Source organism: Plantactinospora sp. A48 (assembly GCF_055793945.1).
In genome coordinates, this window is record NZ_JBTIXF010000008.1 from 42,465 (window position 1) to 62,670 (window position 20,206).

Consider the following 20,206-nt stretch of genomic DNA (forward strand, 5'->3'; position numbering starts at 1 on the left):
TGGTTCTGCCGTCTTTGGCGCATCATTCTGCGCGAACTCGTAACGCGGTGGCAATAGGGCCGCCGATCGCGCAGGTCAACCGTTTGCGTCCCGATAGTTTCGCGCACTATCGTGCAGCCATTCCATCACGGTACGTGCAGGGAGGGGCCTCCGGTGGACCGGTACGCCAGGTGGAACGCCCTGCTCGAACTGCTGACCGACAGCGGTCGGGTCAGCGTCGAGGACGCCGCGAACCAGCTGGGTGTCTCGCAGGCCACCATCCGGCGGGACTTCGACCAGCTCGCCCAGCAGCAGATGATCACCCGTACCCGGGGTGGTGCCGTGGCCAACGGCGTCTCGTACGACCTGCCGCTGCGCTACAAGACCGCCAAGCACTCCGCCGAGAAGCAGCGCATCGGCACGGCGGCCGCCGCGCTGGTCTCCCCGGGCATGGTGGTCGGGCTGAACGGCGGCACCACCAGTACCGAGGTGGCCCGCGCGCTCGCGGTCCGGCCGGACCTGAACACCAGCGCCGAGGGCGCCCAGCTCACCGTGGTCACCAACGCCCTCAACATCGCCAACGAACTGCTGGTGCGGTCCCGGATGAAGGTGGTGGTGGCCGGCGGGGTGGTCCGGCCCAAGTCGTTCGAGCTGGTCGGACCGCTCGGCGGGGCGTTGCTGCGCGAGGTCACCCTGGACGTGGCCCTGCTCGGGGTGGACGCCGTCGACCCGCATCTCGGCGCGGCGGCGCACCACGAGGGTGAGGCGGCGATGAACAACCTCATGGTGGCCCGGGCCAAGCGGGTCGTGATCATCGCGGACTCGTCGAAGCTGGGCGGGCACGCCTTCGCGCGGATCTGCCCGGTCGAGCGGATCGAGATCCTGGTGACCGATTCGGGCGGGGACCCGCGGACCGTCCAGTCGTTCCGGGACGCCGGAGTGCACGTGGTGTGCGCCTGATGCGCGTCTGCCCCGGGGCTGATGCCCGTCTGCCCCAGGGCTGAGGTGCGCCTGCCCCAAGAGGTGGGTGGCCCCGGCCGAGCGTTTCGGGGCACCGCTATTTCGGATAGCAGACTATTGTTCCTCCCGTCATATCAGCGACCCGGGAGGGGCCTTGGCCGCCGTACTTGAGATCGAAGGGCTACGGAAGACCTACCGTGGCCGTCGCCGGGGCACCCGGCGGGCGTTGGACGGCTTCGACATGCACGTCGAAGCCGGTCAGGTGCATGGTTTCCTCGGTCCGAACGGATCAGGAAAGACGACGACGCTGCGTACGCTGCTCGGCCTGATCCGGCCGGACAGCGGCCGGATGGCGCTGCTCGGCCAGGAGGTGCCACTGGCACTGCCCCAGGTCGCCGGGCAGGTGGGTGCCATCGTGGAGAGCCCGCAGTTCTTCCCGAACTTCTCCGCCCAGGACACCCTCTCGCTGCTCGCCGGCGCCGGTCAGGTGCCGCCCAGCCGGGTCGGCGAGGTCCTGGAACTGGTCGGTCTGCGGGACCGGGCCAGGGAGCGGGTGAAGACGTACTCGCTCGGCATGAAACAGCGGCTGGCGGTCGCGTCGGCGCTGCTCAAGGACCCGAAGCTGCTCATCCTGGACGAGCCCGCCAACGGCCTGGACCCCGGCGGCATCCGGGAGATGCGGTCGCTGATGAGCGACCTCGCCTCCGCCGGGATGACCGTGGTGCTGTCCAGCCACATCCTCGGCGAGGTGCAGCTCATCTGCGACTCGGTCACCATCATCTCGCTCGGCCGCCGGGTCGCCGCGGGGCCGGTGACCGAGGTGCTGGCCCAGCACTCCGGAGGCGGCTACCGGGTCCGCCTGGAAGCCGTGGCCGACCTGCCGACGGCCGCCGACGAGCTGACCCGGGCCGGTGCCCGGACCACGGTGGCCGAGGACCACCTGCTGGTACACGGCGTGGACAAGCCCGCCTCGATCACCCGCACCCTCGCCGCGCACGACCTGTACGTCAGCGAACTGGCGCCGGTCACTGTCGACCTGGAGAGCGTGTTCCTCGAACTCACCGGCACCGCGCCGGTACCCGGTCAGCACCGCCAGGTCGACCAGTCCGCCGTACCCGACGAGAGCGGGACGGCCAAGGGGAGGTGGGGGGTATGAGCCTGTACCGCACCGAGTTGCGCCGGCTGTTCAAGCGCCGGCTCACCCGGCTGATGCTGGCACTGCTCGTCCTCACGCTCGCCGGCATCACCGTGGCGTTCAGCGTCGCCAGTCACAAGCTCGGTCCCGCGCAGATGGCCGTCGCCGAGCAGCGGGCCGATGCCGAGTACCAGGAACAGTTGCGGTACTTCGAGCAGTCGGTGCGGGACTGCGAGGCGGCCAAGCAGCGGGGTGAGGACATCAAGGACAAGTTCCCGCCGGACTGCGGCCGGGACTTCGGCCCGACCCGGGAGAATTTCCGGGCCGAGTGGTACCTGCCGTACCAGTTCGAATTCCGCAAGGAGTTCGCGATCTTCATCTCGGTGTTCGCCGGCGTCCTGGCGCTGTTCGCGTTCATCGTCGGCGCCTCGTACGTCGGCGCCGAGTGGAGCACGGGCGGGATGATGAACCTGCTGCTCTGGCGGCCCAGACGACTACGGGTGCTGGGCACGAAGCTGGCCGCCCTGCTGACCGGGGTGGCCGGCCTGGCGGTGGGCCTTGGCGCGCTCTGGACACTCGCCTTCTGGCTGATCGGCCGGTACGACGGGGTGACCGGCAAGCTCACCAGCGGGGTGTGGCAGTCGTTCGCCCTCACCGGTGCCCGGGGGATCGGCCTGGTGCTGGCGATCGCCGTGGTCGCCTTCGGGCTGGCCTCGCTGGGCCGGCACACCGCCATGGCGCTCGGCGCGGCCGTCGCGGTCGGGGTGATCAGTGAGATCGGCCTGCGGATCGCGCTGAACATCGCGGGCGTCCGCTTCGGCGACCGGTTCGTGCTGTCCACCTACGCGGTGGCCTGGTTCAACAAGAAATGGGTGTTGCAGGACTACAACGCCTGCAACTTCACCCAGGGCGAGTGCCGGCCCGCCGAGTTCGTGGTGACCTGGCAGCAGTCCGCCTGGCTGCTCGGGCTGGGCACGGCCGTCGTGCTGGTCGCCGCGTTCTGGACGATGCGCCGCCGCGACATCACCTGACGAAAGGAAGGGCCCCTTGTTATCGCTTTTTGTATAGGAAGGGGCCCTTCTTAACAGCTGGTGCCCTGGTGAGCACGGATCGTCGGGATGCCGGGCGGGGTGGTCACGCTGGACCGGGGTGTCGGAGGGGCGGATTAGGCTGGATGGTGCCCCGACCGGTTCTGGACCCCTGGAGCGCCATGCCACCGCCCGCCGAAGCCGACGCCGGCCGAGCGCCCGGTGTCGAGAGGGGGCCCGGTGTCGATAGGGGGCCCGGTGTCGAGGAAGGGTCCGATGTCGAGGGAGCGCCCGATGTCGAGGACGGGCCCGCCGCCGAAGGCGATGATCTGGATCGTCCGGCCGGCGCCGCCGATCGCGATGTTCCGGGCCGTCCGTCCGGTGCCGAGAGCCCGACGCTGACCGAGCGGGAACGCGCCATTCTGGATTTCGAACAGCGCTGGTGGCGGCACGCCGGCGCCAAGGAACAGGCGATCCGGGACACCTTTGAGCTGTCCGCCACCCGTTATTACCAGCTCCTCAACGGCCTGCTGGACAATCCGGCGGCGCTCGCCGCCGAACCGGTCCTGATCGGCCGGCTGCGCCGGCTGCGCGCGACCCGCGCTCGCGGCCGACGGCGGTGACCTTGCCGTCGACCCGGGCCAACGGTTGGCGGTGTGACCCGCCGTCGACCCGCGCCCGTGGTCGGCGGCGCTGACTACCGTTCGTAAGATCGCAGTCCGTTACCGAGAGCGATGAACGTCGGTGCCCATTCGCCAACGAAGATGCCCCAGCGGTCGGCCCGGTCCATCCCGGCATGCTCGAACCGGTTTGAGACGGCCCAGGTGACAAACGAGATGCCGATGCTGGCGATCCCCGCGATGTAGCAGTGCTCAGCCCGCAACCCCAGGTCGTGCAGTTGTTTCAACATCCTGCGATCCCCCATCCTCGCCACTGGCGGCCACCGCCCAGACGGTCGCCCACCTGGTACGGACGCTACCGGGCGACGACCGGCGGTTTTCCCGATTCTCGGATCGCGACCGGATCCCGACGAGGTTCCGATGAGGTTTCTGGTGAGGCAGACCGACCCGGCATTGGTCACGCTCGGTAACCCGAGCGAGCAGGCCAGGCCCTTTGCCTGCTATGTCTATGAGCCATAAATATGACCCCACAGACATGGAGGTTGCACCGTTCCTCGCTCGTCCGGAAGTGACGCTGAGCGCGTGCCGGCGACCGAAGGACCGACGCGGACCCATCGGGCGCGTGGTCAGGGGGCGCGTGGTCCGCGGGTGATGAGGGGCGCGTGGTCGGGCGGCGTGTGGTCGGGCGGCCTATGGTAAGGACGTGGCCGCGGCACGGACCCTGGAGATCGCCGGCCGGGAGGTGACGATCACCAACCCGGACAAGGTCGTCTTTCCGGCTGCCGGGCACACCAAGCTCGACCTGATCCGGTACTACCTGGCGGTCGCCGAGGGGGCGCTGCGCGGCGTCAATGGCCGGCCGATGATCCTCAAGCGCTTCGTGAAGGGCATCACCGAGGAGGCGTTCTTCCAGAAGCGGGCGCCGACCAACCGGCCGGACTGGGTGGAGGTGGCGGAGCTGCGCTACGCCTCGGGGCGGTCGGCCGAGGAGGTGGTGGTTCGGGACGCCGCGGCGCTGGCCTGGGTGGTGAACCTGGGCTGCGTCGACCTCAACCCGCACCCGGTACGTGCCAACGACCTCGACCACCCGGATGAACTGCGGATCGACCTGGATCCGGTACCGGGTGTCGAGTGGGCGCAGATCCTCGACGTGGCGGTCGTCGTCCGCGAGGTGCTGGCCGACCACGGGCTGGTGGGCTGGCCGAAGACCTCCGGGTCCCGAGGTTTCCACATCTACGCACCGATCACCCCGGACTGGTCGTACCGGCAACTGCGACTGGCGGCCGAGACGGTGGCCAGGGAGGTCGAGTTACGGGCGCCCGACCTGGCCACCAGCCGGTGGTGGAAGGAGGAGCGGGAGGGCGTCTTCGTGGACTTCAACCAGAACGCCAAGGATCGTACGGTCGCCTCGGCCTACTCGGTGCGACCCACTCCTGACGCACGGGTTTCCACGCCGCTGAGCTGGGACGAGGCCACCACCTTCGACCCGAGACAGGGCACGCTGGGCACCGTCCCGCAGCGGTACGCCGAGCAGGGTGACCCGTGGGCCGAAATGGCGTCCGGCGCCGGTTCGTTGGAACCGCTGCTCGACCTGGCCCGCCGGCTCGGTCCGGCGGAAAAGCCACCGGCCCGCGAGTCGTCGTCCGGCCGCAGGACGCCGTCCGGCGCCGGTTCCTCGCCCGACCGTGATTCGTCCGACCGTGATTCGTCCGACCGTGATTCGTCGTCCGGCCGGGGTGCCACCGGTGGACGGCGGACGCCAACCATGCCACTCGTCGAGGTCGCCCGGGCCCGGACCCGGGACGAGGCGTTGGCCGGGTTGGCCCGGTGGCGGGAACGGCATCCGGCCGTCATCCCCTACCTGCGGCCGGCGGACACCCTGGTGGACGGGATGCGGGGCAGCAGTTCGGTCTGGTACCGGGTCCGGATCAACCTTCGGCACGTGCCCGAGGAACAACGGCCCGGACAGGAGCCGCTGGAGGTCGACTACGACCCCTGGGCCGGCCGGACCGGATCCCCGCCGTAGCACCCCGGGCCGGGACCGGATCCGCTCAGTTGTATGCGGCGGACCAGGAGCGGATCCGCTCCGTTGAGTGGCGCACACCATGACTGGATCCGCTCCGTCGGGTGGAGCACACCAGGACCGCATCGGCACCGTTATGCGCACAGACGGATCGAAACCGTTGTGCACCCAGACGGATCGGCTCCGTTGTGCGCCCAGACGGATCCGCTCCCTGACGCGTGGCGGACAGGGTGCCGCGGCGGCCATACAATCCCGGTTCGTGGCAGGTGACGTCCGGCTCACGCCGGTTGACGAGGAAACCCTGGAACCGCTGCTGTCGGTGGCCGCCGCCGAGGCCGAGCCGGACGAGGTGATGCCACCCGTCGAGGCGCCGGCCGGGTGGTCGCAGGCGCGCCGGGATGCGTTCCGGGCGTTCCACCGGGCCAGCTACGGCGGCCTGGACGGGCCGACCCGCACGGTCATGTACGCGATCCACGTCGGGGGCGAGGTGGTCGGCATGATCCGGATGAGCCGCACCAAAGTGCCGGACAGCGTCGAGACCGGGATGTGGCTCGGCCGCTCGGCCCGGGGCCAGGGGATCGGACCGGCCGCCCTCCGGGCCCTGCTCCAGGAAGCTGTCAAGGTCGGCGCGGCCCGGGTGGTCGCCAACACCACCTCGGACAACGGCGCGGCACTGGCCGTGCTGGCCCGGTGTGGCGCTGTCCTGCGGCCCGATGGCGAGGTGGTGCGCGCCGAGCTGCGGCTCGACGCCTGAGCCCGCGCGCCGTCGCCTGGTGTACCGCCGGCTCGCCGCCGGCCCGGACGGTGTCGACGGGCCGGCCGGGCGGTTGCCGACGCACCCGGGCCGACGGGGTCGACGTACCGATCGGGTGATTGCCGACGCCCCGGCCGGGTGGTTTGCCGATCCGACGCGGCCGGTCGGTCAGTCCCGCCGCCGGTACGGGTCCTGCGGCGCGCGCAGCAGGGACGGATCCTGCCGGATCAACTCGGCCAGTCGGGCAGCGGATTCGTCGGTGTCACTATCCGGGTCGGGCGTCCAGGTCGTCGGTTCCCGATCGGGCAGCCAGACGGTCGGTTCCGGGTCGGATGCCCAGGGTACCGGCGGCGGCGCCGACCACGCCTCGGGTACCGGCCATGCCTCGTGCCGGCCGTCCGGCTCGGAGTGGGTCGCGGCGACCGGTCGCACGGGCAGCGCTCCGCCGTCCGTTGGGACGAACCCGTGGTGCCCGCCGTCGGGCTGGGTGAAGTTGTGCTCGCTGGCGTCGGGATAGCCCGACCCGGTGCCGGTGCCGGTGTCGGTCGGCTGGAACTGCGCGGCGGCGATGCCGGTGCCGGACGCCGGGAGCGGGGTGGGCGGCGAGGTGGACGCCGGCGCGGGCGGGGGCTCGTCGTCGCTCAGGACGGTGAGTTGACCGTCCAGCCACTCGACCCGGACGCCCGCTCCGGCCGTACCCTCCTCGGCCCACAACGCGACCCGGAGCCGGGGGTGGTGCGCGACCACCCGGCGCACGGCTTCGATCACCTCGTCGATGGCGGATCGGTCCCCGCTCGGCTGTCCAGCGCGCTCGGTCGCCCGACGCCGGTTCAGCTCCTCCATCCTGGCCATCCGGTCCAGCGCGTCGTCCAGTTCGCCTCGCACCAGGCTCCCTTCCTCGCTATGCGTCCGGCGCGGAATCAGCTTGACCCGTCCCGCAGGGCCCGCGCCAGTGCCCGCTCCAATACCATCAGCAGCGCGTCGCGTACCGACAACCGGTCCCGGGCGTCGAACCGGGTGATGGGTACCTGCTCGTTGATGGCCAGCGCCCAGCGGATCTCGTCGAGGGAGTGTTCCAACCGCCCGTGGAACGCGTTCACGCCCACCACGAACGGCAGTTCGGCTCGCTCGAAGTAGTCGATGGCCGGGTAGCAGTCGTCCAGCCGGCTGCTGTCCACCACGACGAGAGCGCCCAACGCGCCCCGAGCCAAATCGTCCCACATAAATCCGAATCGAGCCTGTCCGGGCGTACCGAAAAGGTAGAGCTTCAGGCTCTGGTCGATGGTGACGCAACCGAAGTCCATCGCCACCGTGGTGGTGGTCTTGTCCGAGGTGGTACCCGGGTCGTCCACTCCGAGGCTGGCGGCCGTCATCTCCGCCTCGGTGGTGAGGGGGGCGATTTCCGAGATGGCGCCGACGGTGGTGGTCTTGCCCACGCCGAAGCCGCCGGCGATCAACACCTTGACCGGTACGGGCGGGGTGCTGGCGGCGTGTCGCGCCGGCCGGTACGGCTCGGGTCCAGGGTCGACGACCCGCCAGTTAGGAGAGCGCACGGAGTCCATCGATAACTCTCAGGATGAGGTTGGGATTCGTGGACGGATCGACCTCGACGTGTACGTCGAGGAAGCCGGCGGCCCGCAGGTCGCCGACCAGCACGCGGGCGACGCCGATCTGCAGGCGGAGCCGGGCCGAGATTTCGGCGACCGACAGTGGCTCGTGGCACAGCAACACTATGCCTCGGCATTCGGGGGCGAGATCGGCGAAGGGTGGCCCGGTCGGGCGGTACCCGTCGCGGGTCGTCACCTGCGTCTCCAACCCGATCGCCGGGTCGGCGCCGGTTACCCGGCCGGCGGTGAGGACGAACGGGCGCGGGGTGACGGACGGTGCGGCCTGGATGGCCTCCGTCAGCCGGCGATCCTCGCTGACCGGTTGCGAAGCCGCGAGAAAGGGCCGGATCCGGGGCCTGTGCTCCGGATCCGGCTCGTCGTCACCGGCGGGCCAGGTCACGACTGGACAGAGTTCTTCAGCTCGACGATCAGCCGTGGCGTGAGGGCGGCCCCGGCCCGACCGGCGAAAAGGGTCATCTCGTAGGCGACGGTGCCCAGGTTCGCGGACCGGTCCGCGACGACGCCCAGCACCGAGCCGCTGCTGATCGAGCTGACCAGGAGGTAGCCGTCGGTCATGTCCACCACGACCCGGTTGAGGTTGCCGAGCGAGTACCAGTTGGCCGCGCCACCGGCGAGGCTGGTCAGCCCCGAGACCACCGCGGCGAGCCGTTCGGCGTTGGACCTGTCCCGGATTGCTGACATTGCCATCAGCAGACCGTCCGAGGAGACGGCGATCGCCTCGAGCACGCCCGCCGTGCTGGAGGTGAACGAATCCAGCAGCCAGTTGAAGGTCCGGGCCTCCGGACTGAGGTCGGCCGGTCCGTGCTGTTCGGGACGGTCCACATGGTTCTGTGTGAAGGGGCTGGTCATCATGATCCCTCTTCGTCGCGGTGTTCGGATCTGATCTCGCGCAGGGCACGGGCGACCCCGGACTCGATCTCGGTTACGAGGCTACGTGCCTCCTCGGGGTCGGTGGGGCGGGCCAGGGCTGGCGGGCGGTCGATCCGGATCATCGAGGAGGTCAGTGACTTGCCCGGCACCCGTCGGCTGAGCTGCCCGGGAGTGCCGGTTCCCGGTGCCGCGCCGGACCCGCCGTTGACACCGGACCCGCCGTTGGCGCCGGACCCGCCGGTGGCGCCGAGCCCGCCGTTGGCGCCGGTGCCGAGGCGGGTCACCGATTCCTCCTGCGCCCGACGTACGCCGTCCTCGAACTGCTCGACGAGGGCGCGCACGGCGGCGGGATCGGCGGGCTCACGGCCGCTGTCCGGGGCGGCTCCGCTGCCCGGCGCAGCTCCGCCGGCCGGTGGCACCCCGGTGCCCGGGTCGGTCCGGGCACCGTCGCGCTGGCCCGTGGTTGGCCGCGCCGGCAGGTGGGAGCCGGGTACCCGCTGGCGCAGCGGGGCGCGCTGGGAGCGGACGCTGGCCGTACCCCGGGCCGGGTTGATCTCGGTGGTTTCGGCGTCGGCCCCGGTGAGCGGTACCGGCCGGCCGCCGAGGTCGGGACCGGGGCGGGACTCACCCGGTCCGGCACCGCTCCGGGTGCCGCTGGATTCCCCGGTGACCAGGTCGAAGGCGTTCCAGGACTGGCCGACCATCAACCGGGTGGCCCGGTCGACCAGGTCCGCGCTGAACACCGGCTCGGGCCTGGACCGTATCCCGGAGGCAGGCGACGGACCGGCCTGATCAGCCGACCCGCCCAGCCCGGCGGACGGGCCCGGCCGGACGGATGGGGCATCGGTGGGTGCCGGCGCGTCCCGGTCGCTGACCGGTGCCTGGCCCACCGCGAGGCCCACCGAGGTCCGGTCGGCCGGGGGATCAACCGGGGCCGGGTCCGCGGCGGAATCAACCGGTACGCGGCCGCCCGGATCACCCGGTGCCTGTCCCACCGCGAGACCCGTCGGTTGCTCGGTCCGGCCGGTCATCGTCCGGCTTCCGGTGGCGCCGCCGACCCCGGCGGGCGGCGCGGTCGGGGCGGACAGTTCGGCGGTGGCGGCAGCGGCCGTCGCTCCCGCGACCGGCTCGGTGGCGGTGCTGGCCGGGGCGAGGTCAGGAGCGCTGGCCGGGATGGGACCGGCGGTGAGGGCGGGGGTGAAACCAGGGGTGATGGCCGGGGTGTCGGTCCGAGCCGTGGTCAACAGCCGCTCGGCCAGGTCCAGGTGTACGGTGACGCCCCCACCGGGGGTGGCCGAGAGACGCACCTGCCAGCCGTGCCGTCGGGCCAGCCGGCCGACCACGAACAGGCCGAGCACCTCGGTGGGTGCGAGGTCGAGCCGTTCCCGGCGGGCCAACCGGGAGTTCTCCTCGGCCATCCGCCGCTCGGGCATCCCGATGCCGTGGTCGACGAGCGTGAGTCGGGCCCCGCCCGGCACCCGCTCGCCGCCGACCGTGACCCGGGTGTGCGGCGCAGAGAAGGCGGTGGCGTTCTCCATCAACTCGGCCAGGGCGAGCACCAGATCACCCACCACGGCCGGTGCCACCAGGATGTCCGGCTCCACCCGGACGTCAACCCGGGTGTAGTCCTCGATCTCGCCGAGTGCCAGCCGGACGATGTTGGCCAGCGACGCCGGCGCGGTGTGCCCGTCGGTACCGGTCGATCCGGAGAGCACCACCAGGCTGCTGGCGCTGCGGCGCAACCGGCTGGTGACGTGGTCGAGTCGGTAGAGGTGCTGGAGCCGGCCGGGGTCGGTCTCCCGGGTCTCCAGCCGGTCGATCAGGGAGAGTTGCCGGCCCACCAGGTTCTGCGTACGCCGTCCGACGTGGCCGAACATCTGCGCCACGTTGCGGCGGCTCACCACCTGCCGCTCGACCAGCCGGGCGGCCGTGCCCTGGACCCGTTCGAACGCTCGGGCCAGGTCGCCGATCTCGTCCCGGCCCCGGATATCGACATGGTCCAACCGGACCGCGCTCGCGGACTCCGACTCGTCGTCGGCGACCCGGGTCAGCTCGGCGTCGGCGAGCCGGGCCACCCGTTCGGCGGAGCGGGTCAGTCGGATCAGCGGTCGGGCGACCGTCCGTGCCACCGCCAGGCTGAGGCCGACGACCAGCACCAGCGTCAGCAGTGCGGCGGCGCCCACCAGGTACGCCTCGGTCAGTGCCCGACGCTGCTGTGCGGTCGCCTCGGCGATGACGTCGGCCGCCACCTTCTTCTCGACGAACTGGCCCAGGGTGATCATCGAGGCCACCGCGGGGAACAGCGTTTTCGTATCGACCCCGGCGATCGCGCCGGCCGGGTCGATGGCGCCGGTCGTGAGGAAGTCCTTGCTGGTCCGAGCCATCACGGCGTCCTGCTCCAGCACCTGCAACTGCCATTGTTCCTGGGTGGCGAGGGAGGTGAAGCGCTGGTTGTTGACCATCAGCGAGGCCAGGTTCGCGATGAACGCGGAACCGACCCGCTGGGTGGCAACGGGGTCGCCCCGGCTGGCCACCACCAGCAGGATCAGGGTGGCGCCGGTTCCGATGCCCTCGTCGTTGCGCAGCAGGGCGTCGAGGGCGAGGATCTGCCGGCCCGCGGTGGTCCGGGTGTCCACGTCGAACTGCAACCGCAACGAGTCGATGAGGGACTGGTCGAGCGGGCCGATCGCGGACATGACCTGGTCCGTGCTGGCCTTGCGGGCGAGCACGGCCGCCCGCAGATCGGCCAGCTTGCGTACGCCGTCCAGGGCGGTCCGGACCCGGTCGGTCAGTTGTCCGTGGAACTCGGCCCGCAGGTCGGACATCCGGTCGTCGACGACGGCGGACTTCTGTACGAGCTGACCGCGATCCACCAGGCCCAGCAGATAACCGACCGACAGCATGCGTTCCTGCTGGAGGTCCTGGATCAGGGTGCCGACCCGGTTGGCGAGCCGGACGTTGTCCGCGATCTTCCCGGCCCGGGTGGCCGCGCTGATCCGGCTGCCGGCGACGGGCACGGCGAGAGCGACCATGCTGAGCAGCGGCACGATGACCAGCAGCGCGAGCTTGCCGCGGATCCGGAGCCTACCGAGCAGCATCGGTACGTCCCCACCGTGTCGGTTGGTTGTCCCGGGCGCCGGTGTTGACCGGCGTGCGGGCGTTGGCGCCGGGACCGGAGCCGGCCGGGACCGGCTGGGCCCAGTCCATCGCCTCCCACCGGCGCGGCTCGGGCTGTCCGGCGCCGCCGGGTGGGTCGCCAGGGGTCCGCGGCGGCCGGATGTCGTCGGAGCTGTTGTCCAGCCCGGCCGCCAGCGCCGCCGCCGCCCGCCGCGCCCGGGTCGCCCGGCGCCGGGCCGTGATGACGGCGGTCGTGACCACGGCCATGGACAGCAGCACCGCGAGGGCGGCCGCTCCGACGGCCAGCCAGCGTCGGGCGTCGACGCCGGCTGAGCGGTCCCGCACGAGATCGTCGAGTTCGGACAGGATGATCGTGCCGAGTTCGACGGCCGTCTGCTGCGCGGTGGACCGGGCCCGCGCCACGATGGTCGGGTCCGGCAGGACCATGCCCGGTTTCCGCCCGGCCGTTCCGCCACCGGACTCCCCGGGCAGCGTGACGGTCCCGGCCAGCGCGCCGATCGCCCGCTGGTAGTTGTCCAGCCGGCTCAGCAGGTTGCCACCGAGATTCGTGCTCAGGGTGCTGTCGACGGCTTCCTGGAGGTCCGTCACGGCGTCGTTGGCCGGAACGAAGGTGGACAGTCGGGAGGCCGTGATCTCGCCCAGCGCGGCGAGCCGTTCGGTGGCGGGCCGGGCCGGTGCCAGGGCGACCACGTCGGACAGTCGACCGGCGGAGATGAGCGCCGTGGGGAGGTCCTTCGCGGCGACGTCCTGGAGTTTCGCCGAGTCCGAATCGGGGTCGCGGCCCAGTCCGGAGCTGTCCTGGACCTTGGTGTAGAGGGCCAGCAGCAGGTCCGTCGCCTCCTGGTACGCCGCCAGGGTCTCCTGAGGCGCCCCACCGGCCCGCTCGGGCAGCTTGTTGATCTTGGCTCGGAGGCTCGACCAGCGCTCGGTGGTCCGCAGGTCGTCGCCCAGCCGCTGATCCACGGCGCTGGCCTCCTCGACCGCCCGGGCCAGCGTGTCCCGCGAGGCGGGCCGGCCGGTCACGGCGGCCGACTGCGCGTCCGCGAGGGCGCTGGTCACCGGCCAGAGCGCCTGGAGGTACGTGATGCCGTTCCGCTCTCCGGCCGCGGCCGACCGGTTGTCTCCGGTGTCCCGCCAAACCTGTACGAAGAGGACGGCCACCGGTACCAGCAGGGCGACGGCCAGCACCAGTGGCAGGGTGATCCCCGGTGCGGGCGGCCGGCGGGCGGCCAGGGTCGCACGGTTGTCCATCGTCGGTCTCCTCCGGCACGGGAGTCGGGCGGGCGCGGCTGGGTGGGCCCGGAGTTCGGGCGACGGGAGCCGATCAGTCCCATGCACCGGACCGGAAACCTAACTGATGTCCAGCTAATACGATCCACTCCTAACGGTCTGGTTTCCGTCACTCTGGACTTTGGTGACCGTACGTACCGCTGCTCGCGCCCTAGGTGGCGAACCGTGGAGGTGGCTCGGCGGATTAGGGGGTGTGTACGAAACATCGGAATTCACGCGATCCGAAGTTGTCCCACCAGCTGGCGTGAACGATGGGCGTTCGCCGGGCCGGAGCTGCCGAAATGGCGAGCCCGGCCACCCGTACGGGGGATCTCAGCCGGGCCACAGGCGGACGCCCGTACGGTGGGCGCATGCCAACCGCCGTGCCGGCGCGACTGCGCCGGGTCCTGCCCCGGATGTCCACGCGGCGCGTGGTCGCCACCGCGACGGTGACCGTCGTCCTCGCTGGCCTCGTGGGCTGGGCGGTCTGGCCGGAACGCCGGGCGTTCAGCACCACCGACGCGATGCTGACCGTGCTGTCCGGGCCGGCCGGGACCGAGCCGGTCGAGCTGGACACCCGGCTGTACCTGCCGGCGGCCGCGTCGGCGGCCCGGCCCGTGCCGGCGGTGCTGCTCGGGCACGGGTTCGGCGGCACCAAGGAGTCGGTCCGGTCCGACGCGGAGGACCTGGCCGACCGGGGCTACGCGGTGCTCACCTGGACAGCGCGCGGCTTCGGCCGCAGCGGCGACCGGATCCACCTGGACAGTCCGGACTACGAGGTGCGGGACGCCTCCCGGTTGCTGGACTGGTTGGCCGCCCGACCGGACATCCGCCGGGACGGTCCCGGCGATCCCCGGGTGGGGGTGGTCGGCGGGTCGTACGGCGGCGGCCTCGCGCTGTTGCTCGCCGGCCAGGATCCCCGGGTGGACGCGATCGTTCCGATGATCACCTGGAACGACCTGGCCCGGTCGTTCCTGCCGGAGTCGACCGGGCGACCGGTGACCGACGGCGTCTTCAAGAAGGGCTGGGCCGGCATCTTCTTCGGCGGCAGCCCCGCCGCCGACCCGGGCGTCGGCCCCGGCGTGGCGCCCGGAGCCGGTGGGCAACCGACGGCGACCGAGCCGACCCGGCCGGGCGGTTCGGCCGATCCGACAGCCGGGCCCGCAGGACCGGTGGGCACGGCCGATCCGACCGCCCGGCCGGGTGGGCAGCCGGCGGCGGGGCAGCCGGGGGCGGCCGATCCGGCGTGCGGCCGGTTCGCGGCCGACGTGTGCCGGGCGTACCTGGAGATCGCCACCAACGGGCGGGCCAGCGCGGACGCCGTGGCCCTGCTGCGCCGGTCGAGCCCGGCCGGCGTGCTGGACCGGATCAAGGCGCCGACCCTGCTCGTCCAGGGCCAGGCGGACACCCTCTTCCCGCTCGCCGAGGCGGACGCCAACGCCCGGGGCATCGCGGCCACCGGCACGCCGGTCCGGGTGGCCTGGTTCACCGGTGGCCACGACGGTGGCGCCGGGCCGAAGAGCGACCAGGACCGGGTGCGCTACCTGACCGCGCAGTGGCTGGACCACTACGTGAAGGGCACCGGTCCGGCTCCGGCCGACAGCTTCACCTGGTCCCGGCTGGCCGGGTTCGACGCGCTGGACCGAGGGCTGGTCGCCACCGGGTACTCCACCGACCGGTACCCGGGACTGACCGGCACGGCGACCCGGACGGTGCCCGTCGCGGGGCCACCGCAACAGATCGCGAACCCGCCCGGCGGTAACCCGGCGGCCATCTCGGCGCTGCCCGGGCTCGGCGGCCTGGCCGCGGCGGCCGGCCCGGCCGGCGGCCTCGGTGGGCTGGCGGGCATCGCCGGAGAGCTGCCGGGCCAGCACGCCTCCTTCGAGTCCGCCCCGCTGGCGACGGCGGTCGACGTGGCCGGGGCCCCGACCGTGTCGATCCGGGCCGCCGCGCCCGGCGGCGAGACCGTGTTCTTCGTCAAGTTGTACGACGTGGACCCGAAGGGCGGGGTCACGTTGCCGGACGGGCTGGTCGCGCCGGTCCGGCTGACCGGCCTGCCGGCCGACCTGGCGGACGCCAGGCCGGTCACCGTGACGCTGCCGGCGATCGTCCGGCGGATCGACGCCGGGCACCGACTGCGGATCACCGTGGCGACCTCCGACCAGGGGTACGCCACGCCGGCCCAGCCGGCCGTCTACCAGGTGGGGCTGGGCGGCGACGCGGTGATCCTGCCGACGGTGACCGGGACGCCGATCGCCACCCCGGCCGCCATCTGGCGCTGGGTGCTGGCCGGGCTGGTCGCCGCCATCCTGCTCGGGCTCGTCGCGACGATCCTGGTCGTCCGGCTGCGGGCCCGCCGCCGCGACGACACCATCCGACCGGAGTACGCGGATGTTCCGCTGGTCGTCCGGGAGCTGCGCAAGGAGTACGCGGACGGCTTCGTCGCGGTGTCCCGGGTCGACTTCGAGGTCCGGCCCGGACAGGTGGTCGGCCTGCTCGGCCCGAACGGCGCCGGCAAGACCACCACGCTGCGGGTGCTGATGGGACTGACCCAGCCGACGGCTGGGGAGATATACGTGTTCGGGCACCGGCTGGTGCCCGGCTCGCCGGTGCTGTCCCGGATCGGCGCGCTGGTCGAGGGCCCCGGTTTCCTGCCGCACCTGTCCGGTGAGGCGAACCTGCGGGCGTACTGGCGGGCCACCGGTCGCCCGGCGGAGGACGCGCACTTCACGGAGGCGCTGGAGACCGCGGGCCTGGGCGAGTCGGTGCACCGCAAGGTGCGCACGTACAGCCACGGCATGCGCCAGCGGCTGGCCATCGCGCAGGCCATGCTGGGTCTGCCCGAGGTGCTGGTGCTGGACGAACCCACCGATGGGCTCGACCCGCCGCAGATCGCCGAGATGCGCCGGGTGCTCCAGCGGTACGCCACGGGCGGCCGGGCGGTGCTGGTCTCCAGCCACCTGCTGGCCGAGGTGGAGCAGACCTGCACCCACGCCGTGGTGGTCAACAAGGGCCGGATCGTGGCGGCCGGGCCGGTGGCCGAGATCGTCGGCGAGTCGCCGAGCGTGCGGTTCGACGTCTCGGATCCGGGCGCGGCGCGGACGGTGCTGGCTCGGCTGGAGGGTGTCCGGGTGTTGCCCGACGAGGACGGCGCGCTGGTGGTGGACACCAATGGCACGGCCCGCAGCGAGGTGGTGGCCGCGTTGGTCAACGCCGGCGTGGGAGTTGACCGGGTGATGCCCCGCCGTCGCCTGGAGGACGCGTTCCTGGCACTGGTCGGGGAGAACTCACGGGGAAGTGGGGACCGTTGATGTCGGGTACACCGAATGGTCGTACGTCCGGTGCGGATGCCGGGGCCGCGCCCGGCTACCGGCCCGGAGCCACCATGCCGATCTGGGCGGAGGTACGCCGGCAGGCCGCGCGCCGGCGTACCCAGCTCGCGCTCGGCTGCATGGTGCTGCTGCCGCTGATCGTGCTGGTGGCCTTCCAGTTCAACTCCGGTGGCGACGACGACAACGGCAACGGTGAGTTCGCCAGCCTGGTGGACCTGGCGACCTCGGGCGGACTGAACTTCGCCCTGTTCGGGCTCTTCGTCTCGGCGTCGTTCCTGCTGGTGGTCGTGGTGGCGCTGTTCTGCGGCGACACGGTGGCCAGTGAGGCGAGCTGGGGGAGCCTGCGGTACCTGCTCGCGGTGCCGGTGCCCCGGGCCCGGTTGCTGGCGGTCAAGCTGGTGGTGGCGCTGGCGTACTCGGGACTGGCCCTGGTCCTGCTGCTCGGCACGGCGCTGCTGGCCGGCACCCTGCGGTACGGCTGGCACCCGCTGCGCAGCACGGTGGCCGCCGAGATCCCCACCGGTGAGGGGGTCCTGCGGTTGCTCGCCATCCTCGGCTACCTCGCGGTGGTGCTGCTGGTGGTCGCCGGGCTGGCCTTCCTGCTGTCGGTTACCACGGATGCCGCGCTGGGTGCGGTGGGCGGCGCGGTGCTGCTGTGGATCCTGTCCAGCATCCTCGACCAGATCACCGCGCTGGGGGTGCTGCGGGATTTCCTGCCGACCCACTACAGCACGGCCTGGCTGGGACTGCTCTCGACGCCCGTGCAGACCGACGACGTGGTGCGCGGCTGCGTCTCGGCGCTGTCGTACGCGACCGTCTTCAGCGCGCTGGCCTTCCGGCGGTTCACCCGCAAGGACGTGACGAGCTGACCGTCCGGGCGCAAGCTCACGCCACGCTCGGGCTCGTCGTCCCGCCCGGCTGCCACGGAGGCCGCGACGGGCCCGGCCCGGGTGTGTGGTCAGGGTAGGTACTGCTGTTCCATCCGGACGACCTTTCCGCGTACCAGGATCAGCCAGAAGGGCAGCGGCGACAGCGCCGGACCGGAGTTGGCCGGCTTCTTCGCGGCCAGATATCCGGGCAGCTCGGCGAAGGTCGTCGGGTGCAGGGTCGGGGAGCCGTCGGCGAGCACGAGAATGTCCACCGGGTTGGCCACCGGGACGGTGCGTAGCAGGGGATTCTCGTTGACGATCAGGTAGTCGTTCGGTGGGCCGTCTTCGTTCGGATGGGCCTTCTGGTATTCGGTTCGAGCCTCATCGCCGGTGAGGAAGCGGATCAGGTCGACCGTGAGGGTCCGACCGCCGACGTCGATCGCCCGCAGGTAGACCGGCGAGCGGCCGTCGGGGAGCGGGGAGCCGGTCGCGGCGGGCGAGGGCGGCGTTCCGTCGGTCGGTCCCGTGGCGTCGGACGGCGCCGGGTTGGTCGACGCCGACGGTGACCCGGTGCCCGCCGCGTCGGCCGTGGCCGCGGTGCCGGCCGGTGTCGGGTCGGCCGACGGGGTCTGGCCGCAACCGGCCGCCGCCGCGGTGGTGAGGGACATCAGCAGGATCAGCCCGGACCGGGTCGCGCGGATCGCCATGCCGCCCAGCGTGACAGCCCGGATCCAGGTCGGCACCATCGGTACGGGTGGATCTCAAACGCGCTCGGCCGATGTTCCCGGGGTGACCTCCGGAAGGTGGATCTTCAGGAGCGTTCGGCAGATGCCTCCGGGGTGACGGGCCGGAGGACGGCGTCGAGCAGGCCCGGATAGTGCCGATCGATCTCGTCGCGGCGCAGCCGGACGTACCGGGTGGTGCCCGCCGCCCGGGTACGGGTCAGGCCGGCCTCGCGGAGCACCCGGAGATGGTGTGACCGGGTGGCCTTGGAGACCCCCAGTTCGAAGGTGCCGCAGGCGTACTCGCCACCGCCGGCCAGCTCGCGCAGGATCCGCAGCCGAACGTCGTCGGCCAGGGCCGCCAGCACGGCCGTGACCGGTACGTCGGAAAGCTCCGGTTCGTCAAGCGCCACGTGACCAGTGTAACTCATGTTCGACAATCATCGAACATCGGCCTATGGTCGTTCGCGTTGGTTCGAAAACCCTCGAACATAGGAGTCCGGATGCTGGCGACCTCGCCCCGCAACCTCGCCTTCCCGCTGGCCGCCGCGGTCGGCTGGGGGATCATGTTCCCGGTGCTGGCCAGCGCGCTGACCCGGGTGGACGCGCTCAACATGGTGGCCGCCCGGTACCTGCCGGCCGCCCTGATCCTGCTCGGACTGCTGGTGCTGCGGGAGGGCACCGCCGCGCTGCGGCCGGCCGGCCGGGCCGTACCCCTGGTGGTGCTCGGCGTCGTCGGCTTCGCCGGCTTCAACGGGCTGAGCAGCCTCGCCCTCGGACATGCGGCCCCGCAGCACATCGCGCTGTTCGTGGCCACCGCCCCGGTCGTCACCCAACTCGTCAGGTGGGCCTTCGACGGGGTACGACCGCGACCGGTGCTCCTCGGGCTGTCGCTGCTCGCGCTGGTCGGCGTCGGACTGGTGATCACCCGCGGTCGGCTCGACGGGTTCGTCGGGTTCGGCGTCGGTGAACTGATGATGGCCGGTGCCGTGCTCGGCTGGGCGATCTACACCTACGGCGCGAGCCGGTTCGGTGGCTGGTCGCCGCTGCGGTACACCACCCTCACGGCCACCTCGGGGACCCTGGCCATCCTGGTGCTGACGGCGATCGCCGACGCCGTGGGCTGGCAGCACCGACCGAGCGGCGCCGACCTCGTCGCGGTCGCCCCGCAACTGACGTACGCCGTCCTGATCGCCGCCGTGGTGGCCGTGCTGGCCTGGAACACCGGGGTGCAGCGGCTGGGCGCGGCCAACGCCGCGCTGTTCATGAACCTGGTGCCGGTGATCACCTTCGCGGTGCAGATCGTCCGGGGCTACCGGCCGGTCGCGGCCGAGCTGGCCGGCGCCGCGCTGACCATCGCGGCCCTGGTCGCGTCGAACCTGCTCGGTCGTACGACCAACGCCCCCGCCGATGCCGGTGCTGGTGCTGGTGCTGGTGCTGGTGCTTCGGCGCCCGGCGGGCGGGCGGCCGTGACCGGTGTCGGTGCCGGTGCTTCGGTACGGGCGGCCGCGCCCGGTGCCGGTATCGCCGGTGCTCCGGTGGTCGCCGCGTCTGGTCGGGAGGGTGTCGCGCCGGATCGGTCGGGAACGCCCGCCCGGCCGGCTCCGGAGCGGGTTACGGCGAGCGCTCGGCGTTAACCGGGGACCCCTGCTCTACCGAAAGCGATAACAGGGGGCCCTTCCTTGCATGTGGGAGGTGGGGGTGGCTCGGCAGGGGAGCCGGGTAAGCTGGGTGGCACAACTGCATACCTCATCCAGAGGGGCTGAGGGATACGGCCCGATGACGCCCCGGCAACCACCCGCGCGCTCGACGACGACCGCGGGGGCAGGTGCCAATTCCGTCCCCGCCGCAGGGTGCGACGCGGGGAAAGATGAGAGGA

At 72.0% G+C, this 20,206-nt stretch carries 18 protein-coding genes and 1 riboswitch; of the genes, 9 read left to right on the forward strand and 9 right to left on the reverse strand.

The features are described 5' to 3' along the window. Positions 1 to 153: 153 nt before the first annotated feature. The 4 genes from ACXN5W_RS06580 (at position 154) to ACXN5W_RS06595 (ending at position 3,725) form a co-directional block, all read left to right on the forward strand. Positions 154 to 939, forward strand: coding sequence for a DeoR/GlpR family DNA-binding transcription regulator (locus ACXN5W_RS06580; protein ID WP_473157250.1), 786 nt, complete (start codon positions 154 to 156; stop codon positions 937 to 939). A gap of 154 nt (positions 940 to 1,093) precedes the next feature. Further along, on the forward strand, positions 1,094 to 2,095 hold the full coding sequence (locus ACXN5W_RS06585; RefSeq protein ID WP_473157251.1) for an ATP-binding cassette domain-containing protein: 1,002 nt from the start codon (positions 1,094 to 1,096) through the stop codon (positions 2,093 to 2,095). Next, positions 2,092 to 3,105 (forward strand): ABC transporter permease subunit, encoded by a 1,014-nt coding sequence (locus ACXN5W_RS06590; RefSeq protein WP_473157252.1) that lies wholly within the window; start codon positions 2,092 to 2,094, stop codon positions 3,103 to 3,105. Before ACXN5W_RS06585 ends, ACXN5W_RS06590 begins: the two co-directional genes overlap by 4 nt. A 179-nt stretch (positions 3,106 to 3,284) precedes the next feature. Further along, positions 3,285 to 3,725 carry a DUF3263 domain-containing protein gene (locus ACXN5W_RS06595; protein ID WP_473157253.1) on the forward strand — a complete coding sequence of 147 codons (441 nt, stop codon included), beginning with the start codon at positions 3,285 to 3,287 and terminating at the stop codon, positions 3,723 to 3,725. A gap of 74 nt (positions 3,726 to 3,799) precedes the next feature. On the opposite strand, the gene ACXN5W_RS06600 is transcribed toward ACXN5W_RS06595, so the two are convergent. Continuing rightward, on the reverse strand, positions 3,800 to 4,012 hold the full coding sequence (locus tag ACXN5W_RS06600) for a hypothetical protein (protein WP_473157254.1): 213 nt from the start codon (positions 4,010 to 4,012) through the stop codon (positions 3,800 to 3,802). 413 nt (positions 4,013 to 4,425) lie between these two features. Between ACXN5W_RS06600 and ligD the strand changes: the two genes are divergently transcribed. Both ligD and ACXN5W_RS06610 read left to right on the forward strand, forming a co-directional pair. Continuing rightward, positions 4,426 to 5,748, forward strand: coding sequence for a non-homologous end-joining DNA ligase (gene ligD, locus ACXN5W_RS06605; RefSeq protein ID WP_473157255.1), 1,323 nt, complete (start codon positions 4,426 to 4,428; stop codon positions 5,746 to 5,748). A gap of 256 nt (positions 5,749 to 6,004) precedes the next feature. Next, the gene (locus tag ACXN5W_RS06610; protein ID WP_473157256.1) at positions 6,005 to 6,499 is read left to right on the forward strand and encodes a GNAT family N-acetyltransferase; all 495 of its coding nucleotides are present in this window, start codon (positions 6,005 to 6,007) and stop codon (positions 6,497 to 6,499) included. 168 nt (positions 6,500 to 6,667) lie between these two features. Here the strand turns inward: ACXN5W_RS06610 and ACXN5W_RS06615 are convergent, their stop codons facing one another. The 6 genes from ACXN5W_RS06615 to ACXN5W_RS06640 are packed head-to-tail and all read right to left on the reverse strand — an operon-like array spanning position 6,668 to position 13,386. After that, positions 6,668 to 7,384, reverse strand: coding sequence for a hypothetical protein (locus tag ACXN5W_RS06615; protein WP_473157257.1), 717 nt, complete (start codon positions 7,382 to 7,384; stop codon positions 6,668 to 6,670). A 35-nt stretch (positions 7,385 to 7,419) separates the two neighbouring features. Next, positions 7,420 to 8,061, reverse strand: coding sequence for a GTP-binding protein (locus ACXN5W_RS06620; protein ID WP_473157258.1), 642 nt, complete (start codon positions 8,059 to 8,061; stop codon positions 7,420 to 7,422). Further along, positions 8,039 to 8,506: a DUF742 domain-containing protein gene (locus ACXN5W_RS06625; protein ID WP_473157259.1), complete on the reverse strand. Its 468-nt coding sequence runs from the start codon at positions 8,504 to 8,506 to the stop codon at positions 8,039 to 8,041. Before ACXN5W_RS06625 ends, ACXN5W_RS06620 begins: the two co-directional genes overlap by 23 nt. Then, positions 8,503 to 8,976, reverse strand: coding sequence for a roadblock/LC7 domain-containing protein (locus tag ACXN5W_RS06630; RefSeq protein WP_473157260.1), 474 nt, complete (start codon positions 8,974 to 8,976; stop codon positions 8,503 to 8,505). Before ACXN5W_RS06630 ends, ACXN5W_RS06625 begins: the two co-directional genes overlap by 4 nt. Next, complete coding sequence (locus tag ACXN5W_RS06635; RefSeq protein WP_473157261.1) at positions 8,976 to 12,095, reverse strand: sensor histidine kinase; 3,120 nt, start codon at positions 12,093 to 12,095, stop codon at positions 8,976 to 8,978. Before ACXN5W_RS06635 ends, ACXN5W_RS06630 begins: the two co-directional genes overlap by 1 nt. Continuing rightward, on the reverse strand, positions 12,082 to 13,386 hold the full coding sequence (locus tag ACXN5W_RS06640) for a hypothetical protein (protein WP_473157262.1): 1,305 nt from the start codon (positions 13,384 to 13,386) through the stop codon (positions 12,082 to 12,084). The genes ACXN5W_RS06635 and ACXN5W_RS06640 overlap by 14 nt, the downstream gene beginning before the upstream one ends. Before the next feature lie 389 nt (positions 13,387 to 13,775). Here ACXN5W_RS06640 and ACXN5W_RS06645 point away from each other — a divergent pair, with 389 nt between their 5' ends. Next, on the forward strand, positions 13,776 to 16,715 hold the full coding sequence (locus ACXN5W_RS06645; RefSeq protein WP_473157263.1) for an alpha/beta fold hydrolase: 2,940 nt from the start codon (positions 13,776 to 13,778) through the stop codon (positions 16,713 to 16,715). Then, positions 16,715 to 17,605: an ABC transporter permease gene (locus ACXN5W_RS06650; protein WP_473157264.1), complete on the forward strand. Its 891-nt coding sequence runs from the start codon at positions 16,715 to 16,717 to the stop codon at positions 17,603 to 17,605. The genes ACXN5W_RS06645 and ACXN5W_RS06650 overlap by 1 nt, the downstream gene beginning before the upstream one ends. A gap of 89 nt (positions 17,606 to 17,694) precedes the next feature. Here ACXN5W_RS06650 and ACXN5W_RS06655 read toward each other — a convergent pair whose 3' ends face one another. Beyond that, positions 17,695 to 18,312, reverse strand: coding sequence for a hypothetical protein (locus tag ACXN5W_RS06655; protein ID WP_473157265.1), 618 nt, complete (start codon positions 18,310 to 18,312; stop codon positions 17,695 to 17,697). Positions 18,313 to 18,416: 104 nt separating this feature from the next. Continuing rightward, complete coding sequence (locus ACXN5W_RS06660) at positions 18,417 to 18,740, reverse strand: ArsR/SmtB family transcription factor (RefSeq protein WP_473157266.1); 324 nt, start codon at positions 18,738 to 18,740, stop codon at positions 18,417 to 18,419. Positions 18,741 to 18,830: 90 nt separating this feature from the next. On the opposite strand from ACXN5W_RS06660, the gene ACXN5W_RS06665 reads away from it, so the two are divergent. Further along, the gene (locus ACXN5W_RS06665) at positions 18,831 to 19,964 is read left to right on the forward strand and encodes a DMT family transporter (RefSeq protein WP_473157267.1); all 1,134 of its coding nucleotides are present in this window, start codon (positions 18,831 to 18,833) and stop codon (positions 19,962 to 19,964) included. Between the two features lie 109 nt (positions 19,965 to 20,073). Further along, positions 20,074 to 20,204: riboswitch (SAM riboswitch) on the forward strand. Positions 20,205 to 20,206 lie beyond the last annotated feature (2 nt).

Bases quoted from the DNA above. Each gene is read 5' to 3' on its own strand.
- ACXN5W_RS06590 (WP_473157252.1), top strand. From the start codon at position 2,092: ATGAGCCTGTACCGCACCGAGTTGCGCCGGCTGTTCAAGCGCCGGCTC.
- ACXN5W_RS06595 (WP_473157253.1), top strand. From the start codon at position 3,285: ATGCCACCGCCCGCCGAAGCCGACGCCGGCCGAGCGCCCGGTGTCGAG.
- ACXN5W_RS06600 (WP_473157254.1), bottom strand. From the start codon at position 4,012: ATGTTGAAACAACTGCACGACCTGGGGTTGCGGGCTGAGCACTGCTAC.
- ACXN5W_RS06620 (WP_473157258.1), bottom strand. From the start codon at position 8,061: ATGGACTCCGTGCGCTCTCCTAACTGGCGGGTCGTCGACCCTGGACCC.
- ACXN5W_RS06630 (WP_473157260.1), bottom strand. From the start codon at position 8,976: ATGACCAGCCCCTTCACACAGAACCATGTGGACCGTCCCGAACAGCAC.
- ACXN5W_RS06635 (WP_473157261.1), bottom strand. From the start codon at position 12,095: ATGCTGCTCGGTAGGCTCCGGATCCGCGGCAAGCTCGCGCTGCTGGTC.
- ACXN5W_RS06640 (WP_473157262.1), bottom strand. From the start codon at position 13,386: ATGGACAACCGTGCGACCCTGGCCGCCCGCCGGCCGCCCGCACCGGGG.
- ACXN5W_RS06645 (WP_473157263.1), top strand. From the start codon at position 13,776: ATGCCAACCGCCGTGCCGGCGCGACTGCGCCGGGTCCTGCCCCGGATG.
- ACXN5W_RS06650 (WP_473157264.1), top strand. From the start codon at position 16,715: ATGTCGGGTACACCGAATGGTCGTACGTCCGGTGCGGATGCCGGGGCC.
- ACXN5W_RS06655 (WP_473157265.1), bottom strand. From the start codon at position 18,312: ATGGCGATCCGCGCGACCCGGTCCGGGCTGATCCTGCTGATGTCCCTC.
- ACXN5W_RS06665 (WP_473157267.1), top strand. From the start codon at position 18,831: ATGCTGGCGACCTCGCCCCGCAACCTCGCCTTCCCGCTGGCCGCCGCG.